The sequence below is a fragment of the Hydrogenophaga sp. genome, assembly GCF_030373245.1.
Lineage (GTDB): Bacteria > Pseudomonadota > Gammaproteobacteria > Burkholderiales > Burkholderiaceae_C > Hydrogenophaga.
In genome coordinates this window covers 188,812-196,598 of the sequence record NZ_JAUCZF010000009.1, presented here as the reverse complement: position 1 = coordinate 196,598, position 7,787 = coordinate 188,812, and the positions used below count along the sequence as shown (strand labels likewise).

Annotated in this window: 5 protein-coding genes; 3 read left to right on the top strand and 2 right to left on the bottom strand. The window is 68.0% G+C overall.

What is annotated here, in order from left to right; all coding sequences use genetic code 11:
* Positions 1–74 precede the first annotated feature (74 nt).
* Positions 75–2,435, bottom strand: coding sequence for an ATP-binding protein (locus tag QUV25_RS18080; RefSeq protein ID WP_300866090.1), 2,361 nt, complete (start codon positions 2,433–2,435; stop codon positions 75–77).
* A gap of 169 nt (positions 2,436–2,604) precedes the next feature.
* Here QUV25_RS18080 and QUV25_RS18075 point away from each other — a divergent pair, with 169 nt between their 5' ends.
* A complete protein-coding gene (locus tag QUV25_RS18075) occupies positions 2,605–3,276 on the top strand; it encodes a histidine phosphatase family protein (RefSeq protein ID WP_300866087.1) in 672 nt (223 codons plus the stop codon).
* A 121-nt stretch (positions 3,277–3,397) separates the two neighbouring features.
* Here the strand turns inward: QUV25_RS18075 and QUV25_RS18070 are convergent, their stop codons facing one another.
* Entirely contained in the window at positions 3,398–4,240 is an 843-nt protein-coding gene (locus tag QUV25_RS18070; RefSeq protein WP_300866084.1) for a creatininase family protein, read from the bottom strand.
* Between the two features lie 39 nt (positions 4,241–4,279).
* On the opposite strand from QUV25_RS18070, the gene QUV25_RS18065 reads away from it, so the two are divergent.
* Positions 4,280–5,023, top strand: a complete 744-nt coding sequence (locus tag QUV25_RS18065) for an alanyl-tRNA editing protein (protein ID WP_300866083.1) — start codon at positions 4,280–4,282, stop codon at positions 5,021–5,023.
* A 513-nt stretch (positions 5,024–5,536) separates the two neighbouring features.
* Positions 5,537–7,750 (top strand): thioredoxin family protein, encoded by a 2,214-nt coding sequence (locus tag QUV25_RS18060; RefSeq protein ID WP_300866081.1) that lies wholly within the window; start codon positions 5,537–5,539, stop codon positions 7,748–7,750.
* Positions 7,751–7,787: the final 37 nt, after the last annotated feature.

Here is a 7,787-nt window from a genome sequence, read left to right as displayed (position 1 = left end):
CCGCGGAACCGGCTTTGCCGGGCCGCCAGTGCCGCCCCCTTGAGGGGGTCGCGCGAAGCGCGGCGGGGGTGGGCCTACTTGGCCTGGTCAGCTCCGCTGACCAGCCGCGCCACCACCGCGCAAAAATCTTCCACCGCGTCGGTCTTGAACACCACTTCACGCACGCCCGCAGCCATGGCTTCGGCTTGCAGTTCGTCGGTGATGTAGCCCGAGGCCACGGCCACCGGCAGCGCGGGGTTGATGCCGAGCACTTCCTTGGCCACGTCCAGACCCGACATGCCGGGCATGTTGTAGTCGGTCAGCAGCAAGTCAAAGGCTTTCGGCTGTTCGCGCACGGCATCGATCGCGGCCTGCTGGTCGGCCAGCGCCGTGACGCGGTAACCCCGGCGTTCGAGCAAGCGGCGCACCAGAAACACCAGCGTGTCGTCGTCGTCGAGGTAGAGGATGTGGGCTACCGGGGTATCGCCTGAGTCGGCCATGGTGCTGTGCTCCGCTGAAGGAATGTCGGGCAGCTGGGGCTGCTTCTTGGGTATGGGTTCCATTGTGCCGCGTTCGGCAGGCGCCGAAACCGCCACCGCCGGCGTTGCCGGCGTCTCGTGGACATCGCCTGCTGCCGTGGCCGCGAAAAAGAGTGAAAACGTGGTGCCCTTGCCCACGCGGCTGTCGACCTGGATCACGCCATCCAGCGTTTGCACGATGCCCAGCACCACCGGCAGACCCAGGCCGGTGCCGGCGCCGACGACGCGGGTGGTGAAGAACGGCTCGAAGATGCGCTCGCGGGTGGCATCGTCCATGCCGCAGCCGTTGTCCTGCACTTCGATTCGCACCACGCCCAGGTCGTGTTCGGCCGTCAGCGCGGCGGGAATGCGGCGGTCACCCGGCGGCAGCACATCGACGCGAAACTCGACGCGCCCCGGTGCCGAGCCAACAGCGTGCACCGCGTTGGTCCCCAGGTTCAGCAGCACCTGCCCGAGCTGGGTCGGGTCGGCCGAGACGAACAGCGGCCCCACCGTGCGCGACTGCACCAGCTCCACCTGCGGCGGCGTCGCCGCGCGCAACAAGGCACAGGACTCACCCAGCACGGCGGCCACGTCCACCGGGCGCCGCTCCATCGGCTGCTGGCGGCTGAACGCCAGGATCTGCCGCACCAGCTCGCGGCCGCGCCGCGCGGCGGTGGTGACCTCGGACAGGCTTTCTTGCACCGCGTGGTCCTTGGCCAAGTCTTGCCGCGCCAGATCGGCGTTGCCCAGAATGGCAGCCAGGATGTTGTTGAAATCGTGCGCAATACCGCCGGCCAGCGTACCCAGCGCTTCCATCTTCTGCGACTGCGCCAGCTGCGCCTGCAAGGTCTTTTGCTGGGCCTGCGCATCGCGCAGCGAGGTGATGTCGACAAAGGTCACCACCACATGGCGCAGGCCACCGTCGGGCCAGGTTTCGGGATAAGCGTTGCACAGTGCCCAGCGGGTGTAACGCCCATCCCCCACCGGAATACCCATCACCACATTGCTCACGGGCTGGCCTGTGGCCATCACGCGCAGAAACGGCAGGCCGGAGCGAGTCATGGGCTGGCCATCCTCCTGCAGCAATCGCCAGCCCGGCAGGATGGGTTGCGGCAGCGCCGGGTTCGCTCCACCTTCGCTCCAGCCCAGGAAACGCCGCGCCGCGTTGTTGATGCTGGCCAGAGTTTCGTCCGGGCGGAACACCATCACCCCGGCCCCCAGGTTTTCGATCAGGGCGCGCTGGTTGGTTTCTCGGGTCTGCAGGATGCGGCGCGAGCGGTCGCTCTGGTATTGCAGTCGCGCCGACACCAGGCCGGAATACAGCAGGGTTCGCGCCAGCACAGACAGCAAAAAGGCGGCCAGGATGGACGGCAAGATGGTGCTCACGCGCAACGGGTCCACCGATCCTGCGAGCGCCACCAGAAGCCAGGCTGCGCCCATCAAAGCCAGCAGCTCCACCCAGGTCAGGGTGATCAGCGCCCGGATCTCCGGCTGGTGCCTGCGCTCGCCGAGCTGCAGCAGATCGCGCAGGGTGAGCAAAGCGACCAGCACCTGGGCGCTGAAAAACAAGCCCAGCCGCACGGGAGCCAGATCCCAGACTTCGTGCAGCAGGGTATTGACCACGGTGAAGGCCAGCAAGGCCCAGGCCACCTGTCGCGTCGGCAGCTTCAGGCTCAGGTGAGCACGCACGCCCAGCCAGGCCAGCACCACGGTCATGATCAGCAGTGGGTTGACCAACGAGACCATCCAGGTCTCAGGCATCTCCATGCGCACCCACAAGGCCGGGGTGGCTAGCACCGAGCATGCGGCGGCTGCGGCCCACCAGCTCGGCCCCTTCACATCCGGATGGCGCCGCGACTGCACCCAGAATGACAGCGAAGCCATGGCATCCAGACACAGACGCACCACCAGGACGGTCAGCAGGTCAAGTGGCATGCGGTGGGATCGGTGGCTGCATGTATCCAATTGCAACACAGTCGGGCTAGGCCGGTACACCGAACAAGCCCCTAGAGCGACCGCAGATCGTCCCGCAGGTGTCTGCCTCACCGCGTGCCAGACGCCTGGGTGACGCTGGGCCACAAGCCTCGGCGCACAGAATCGCCCTATGGGAACTGTCTACCTTGTGCGCCATGGCCAGGCCTCGTTTGGCGCCGACGACTACGACCAGCTGAGTGGACTCGGCCAGCGTCAGAGCGAGCGCCTGGGAGCCTACTGGGCCAAGCGCGGCCAGCGCTTTGATGCGGTGATCACCGGCTCGCTCAAGCGCCACGCTCAGACCTGGGCCGGCATCGCCGCGGGCGCTGGTCTGGATCTGCAGCCGCTGATCTGGCCCGGTCTGGACGAATACGACAGCCTGGCCGTGATCCGCACCATCCACGCCGCACCGCTGAAAAAGCCCGACACGCCCGAGCTCTACCGCCACCATTTCCGGCTGCTGCGTGACGGCCTGGCGCAGTGGATGGCCGGCACCGTGAGCCCGCAAGGGATGCCGAGCTACCCCGAATTCGTGCGCGGTGTGACCAGCGCGCTGGACCTCGTTCGTGCCGAGCATGTGGGAAAAAATGTGCTCATCGTCTCCAGCGGTGGCCCGATCAGCACCGCCGTGGGCCAAGTGCTGAACCTGAGCCCGGAACGCACCATCGACTTGAACATGCGCATTCGCAACAGCGCGGTGACCGAGTTCGAATTCAGCGCCAGGCGCCACGCCCTGCTGACCTACAACACGCTGCCCCACCTGGACAGCCCGGCGCACCGGGAGTGGGTCACGTACGCTTGAATGGGAAATGCCCCCACGCTCCGCCGCTGCGCGGGTCGCTGCCCCCCGAGGGGGCTGACCTTGCTCGGGGCGGCCCTTCGCTGCGGTCGATGACCCCCACGCTTCGCCGCTGCGCGGGTCGTTACTGGCGAGGCTTGAAGGCGGTGTGCTCGCTCAGCGTATCGGCCGGCAGGCGGTCGATCTCGGCCAGCAGGGCGGCCAGCGCGCGGCCGGCTGCATCGAGCAGGGCATGGCCTTTTTCGGCAGTGGCCGCACTGGCATTGCCCACCGCGCCTTCGGCGTTGTAGTCCTGCATCTGCCAGCCCAGCTTGGCGCTCTTGCCGTTGCCGAGAATGGGGAACTCGGCTGCCCGCGCCTGCGAGGCCGAACGGAAGTACCCCGCCTGATCCATGCGCACGCGCTCAGGCTTGAGCGCCAGCATCATCGCCGTCTCGATCTCGCCAGCGTGCACGCCAAAGCGGCGCTCTTCGGCGCTGAACATCGCGTTCACATCCCGGCCCTGCGCATCGAGCAGCGGCAGGTTGAACCAGTTCACGCTGTAGACAAGCAGACCCAGGCGCGCGCGCAGGTCACGCGCCACCAGATCGAGCGCACCCACCTGCCCACCGTGGGCGTTGAAAAGCACCAGCTTGTTCACACCGCTGGCGGCCACGCAATCGCCGATCTCGGTCCACACGCGCATCAGTGTCTCGGCCTTGAGCGTGAGCGTGCCAGCAAAGCGCGCGTGCTCGGGGCTGAAGCCCACCGCCTGGGTGGGCAGAAACAGCACCGGCAGGCCGGGCGCCAGCTGCGGCAGAGCCGCGGCGATCACGCCATTGACGATGTCGGTGTCCACCGACAGCGGCAGGTGAGGCCCGTGTTGTTCGGTGGCCGCCACCGGCAACACGGCGATGGCGCGACCGGTGTCGAGCGAGGCGAAATCGGCGGTGGTCAGGTCGGACCAGTAGTGGGACTTGGGCAACATGGCTGGCAGTGTAAGGCGCCGCGCTCCTATGATGCGGCGATGACCCAAGACCTGTTTCGCACCGACGCCTACCGCACCGAGTGCCCGGCCACCATCACCGCCCTGACCGACGCCGGCATCGTGCTCGACCAGACCGTCTTTTACCCGCTCGGAGGCGGGCAGGCGGGCGATACCGGCGAGCTGCACCTGGCCGATGGTCAGACCATCCGCATCGCCGACACCCGCAAGGGCAAAGACGACGAGGGCCTACCCACGGCCGACATCGTGCACGTGCCAGCGCCGGGGCAGGAGTCGGTGATGGCCGGGCTTCAAGTGGGCGACGCCGTCAGCGCACAGATCGACTGGGCGCGGCGCCACCGCCTCATGCGCTTTCACACCACCACCCACCTGCTGTGTCACCTGGTTCCGATGCCGGTCAACGGCTGCTCGATCACGCCCGACTACGCGCGGCTCGACCTGCACATGACCGAGCCGCTGGACAAGGAAGCGCTCAGCGCCGGCATTGCTGCGCTGGTGATGGCGGCTCACCCGGTCAAGCTGGGCAGCGTGACCGACGCCGAGCTTGACGCCAACCCGGCGCTGGTGAAAAGCATGAGCGTCTCGCCGCCGCGCGGCAGCGGCACCGTGCGAACCGTGCGCATCGGCGGCGCTGAGCCGATCGACCTGCAGCCCTGTGGCGGAACCCACGTGGCCAACACCGCCGAGATCGGCCGCGTGGTGGTCACCAAGATCGAGAAAAAGTCAGCCACCACGCGCCGCGTGGTGCTGGGTTTTGCCGACTGACCAAGGCCTCTTCAATCGGCGCAGACGCAACGCCGCGACCACGGCAACCCCCTGCAGGCCCAGGCCTGCCGATCGGCACAGCCCCCTGGGAGATCGCCAGATCGTCGTGCTCAACCGCTCAGGCGCAGCCGGCCGAGCAATTGCGCCAGGTGCGCCAGCATCGACGCGCCAACTGGCCCCCAGCGCAAGCAAACTGTCGGGTTCGCTTGTGCGCGCATGCGCTCAGCCCGCGGTACCAGTGCGCTTTCGACCGACCCCAGAATGGTCCTCCAGACGAGTTCCTGCCCGCCTTGTACCGGCCTGGAACCGAATTCCGCCGCGCCTGAAAAGCAAAGCAGAAATCTTGTAAGAGATACGTTCCACCACAGACAAAATAACAGTGGGGGCTTATATTTCTGACAAGCCTAGGCACGCAGCGCCTGCGCTCCGGAACTCGTGCCCCGACCCCGCCTCTCACTGACCCGCGCTTCTGTTGCAGTCGGCGCTCGCCCCATCACCCCTGGCTTCTCTTGTATGCACCTCCCTCGGCTCTCTTCGTTTCTCCGGCTCGCCAGCCCATGGCTGGTTTCGCTGGCGCTGCTGATCCCGCTGTCAGCGCCAGCCCAGAATCTGTTGGAACGCCTGTCCAACACCGCCGTGGTGCAAAGCGAACAGGCGCGCGCCGAGCTGCTGGCCCACGCGCCCGAGGGCGCTGGCCCTGGCAAGCCGGTCTGGCTGGGGTTGCAAATCACGCACGCGCCCGAGTGGCACACCTACTGGAAGAACTCGGGCGACTCGGGCCTGCCCACCGAACTGCAGTGGACATTGCCGCCTGGCGTCACCGCCGGTCCGATCGGCTGGCCCACGCCGCGCAAGTTCCCGCTCGGCACGCTGGCGAACTACGGCTACGACGGCACCGTGCTGCTGCCGGTGCCACTCACGATAGCCCCCGGCTTTGCCGGCCAGGACATCGAGGTCAAGCTCTACGCGGCCTGGCTGGTGTGCCGCAAGGAGTGCATTCCCGAAGAGGGCAACTTCACCCTGCGCCTGCCGGTGCAGGGCTCCACCGCCCTGCACGGCCGCGCCTTTGAGGCCACCTTCGCCGCCGCGCCAAGCGACCAGCCGGCCGGCGACAGCCGACTGGAGCCGGTCGACAGCCAGCTCCGGGTTTCGCTTACCGGTCTGCCGGTGGCCTGGCGCGGTCAGCCACTGGAGTTCTTCCCCGAGACGCCTGGCCTGATCGAGCCAGGAGCCGCCTGGACCCAGACCTGGGATGGCGAGCGCTGGACCGCCGGCGTGCCGCTCTCGCCGCATCGCAGCGACAGCCCCACCACCGTGCCGCTGGTGGTGGCGCTGGCCAACCCGCCGGGCGAAGGACCGGGCAGCCCCGGTGTGCGGCTGGAAGCGCCGGTGCAAGGCAGCTGGCCCGCTGCAGCGCCGCTGCCGGCAGCCGCCCCCGATGCGCTCGTCGCCGCGCTGCAGGAAAACGCTGCGCGCGCCGCCAGCGCGTCCGTCAACAGCAGCCCGCCCATCACGCTCTGGGCCGCGCTGATTGGCGCACTGATCGGCGGCATGATCCTCAACCTCATGCCCTGCGTGTTCCCGGTGCTGGCGATCAAGGTGCTCTCGTTTGCGAAACATGCCGACGACCGCCGTGCTCACCGAGCCAACGGCCTGGCGTATACCGCCGGTGTGGTGCTGAGTTTTCTGGCGCTCGGCGGTTTGCTGCTGGGTCTGCGCTCGGCCGGCGAGGCCATTGGCTGGGGCTTTCAGCTGCAAAGCCCGGCGGTGGTGGCCACGCTGGCGGTGTTGTTCACCGTGATCGGCCTGAACCTGGCCGGCCTGTTTGAATTTGGCAGCGTGCTGCCCAGCTCGGTGGCCAGCCTGCAGGCCAGGAACCCCACCGCTGATGCGTTCCTCACCGGCGTGCTGGCCACCGCCATCGCTTCGCCCTGCACCGCGCCTTTCATGGGCGCCTCGCTGGGCCTGGCCATCGGCCTGCCCACGGCGCAGGCGCTGGCGGTGTTTGGTGTGCTCGGCCTGGGCATGGCACTGCCCTACCTGGCCGCGAGCTGGTGGCCGGGGGTGGCGCGCGCCCTGCCTCGCCCCGGCGCCTGGATGAACACCTTCCGCCAGCTGATGGCATTTCCCATGTTTGCCACCGTGGTCTGGCTGCTGTGGGTGCTGGGCCAGCAGAGCGGCATCGACGGCGCCGCCGCCCTGCTGATGCTCCTGGTGGTGCTGGCGCTGCTGATCTGGGCGCTGGGCCTGCACGGCAAGGGGCGTGCGACGCTGGCGAGTCTGGCCGCGCTGGGCCTGATCTGGCTCGGTTGGTCGCTCGGCCCCAACGTGACTCGCCTGCAGGCGGCCGATGCGGCCACCGCACCTGTGGCCACCGCGGTGGCCGGTGTGAGCTGGGAGCCGTGGAGCGCCGAAAAACAAGCATCGCTGCTGTCCGAAGGTCGCCCGGTGTTCGTGGACTTCACCGCCGCCTGGTGCGTGACCTGCCAGTACAACAAGCGCACCACCCTGGCCGATACCGACCTGCTGGGCGACATTGCTGCGCTGAACATGGCGCTGCTGCGCGCCGACTGGACGCGGCGCGACCCGACCATCACCGCGGAACTCGCCCGCCTGGGCCGCAACGGCGTCCCGGTGTACGCGATCTACCGCAATGGCCAAGCGCCGCAGCTGCTCTCCGAGGTGCTCAGCGTGGACGAGGTTCGCGCCGCGCTGGCTGGGCTGTGATGCACTGAACCAAACGCACGCCCACGTGTCGTAAAGC

Excerpts from the sequence above, each read along its gene's own strand:
- QUV25_RS18080 (WP_300866090.1), bottom strand. The coding sequence starts at position 2,435 with ATGCCACTTGACCTGCTGACCGTCCTGGTGGTGCGTCTGTGTCTGGAT.
- QUV25_RS18060 (WP_300866081.1), top strand. The coding sequence starts at position 5,537 with ATGCACCTCCCTCGGCTCTCTTCGTTTCTCCGGCTCGCCAGCCCATGG.
- QUV25_RS18075 (WP_300866087.1), top strand. The coding sequence starts at position 2,605 with ATGGGAACTGTCTACCTTGTGCGCCATGGCCAGGCCTCGTTTGGCGCC.
- QUV25_RS18065 (WP_300866083.1), top strand. The coding sequence starts at position 4,280 with ATGACCCAAGACCTGTTTCGCACCGACGCCTACCGCACCGAGTGCCCG.
- QUV25_RS18070 (WP_300866084.1), bottom strand. The coding sequence starts at position 4,240 with ATGTTGCCCAAGTCCCACTACTGGTCCGACCTGACCACCGCCGATTTC.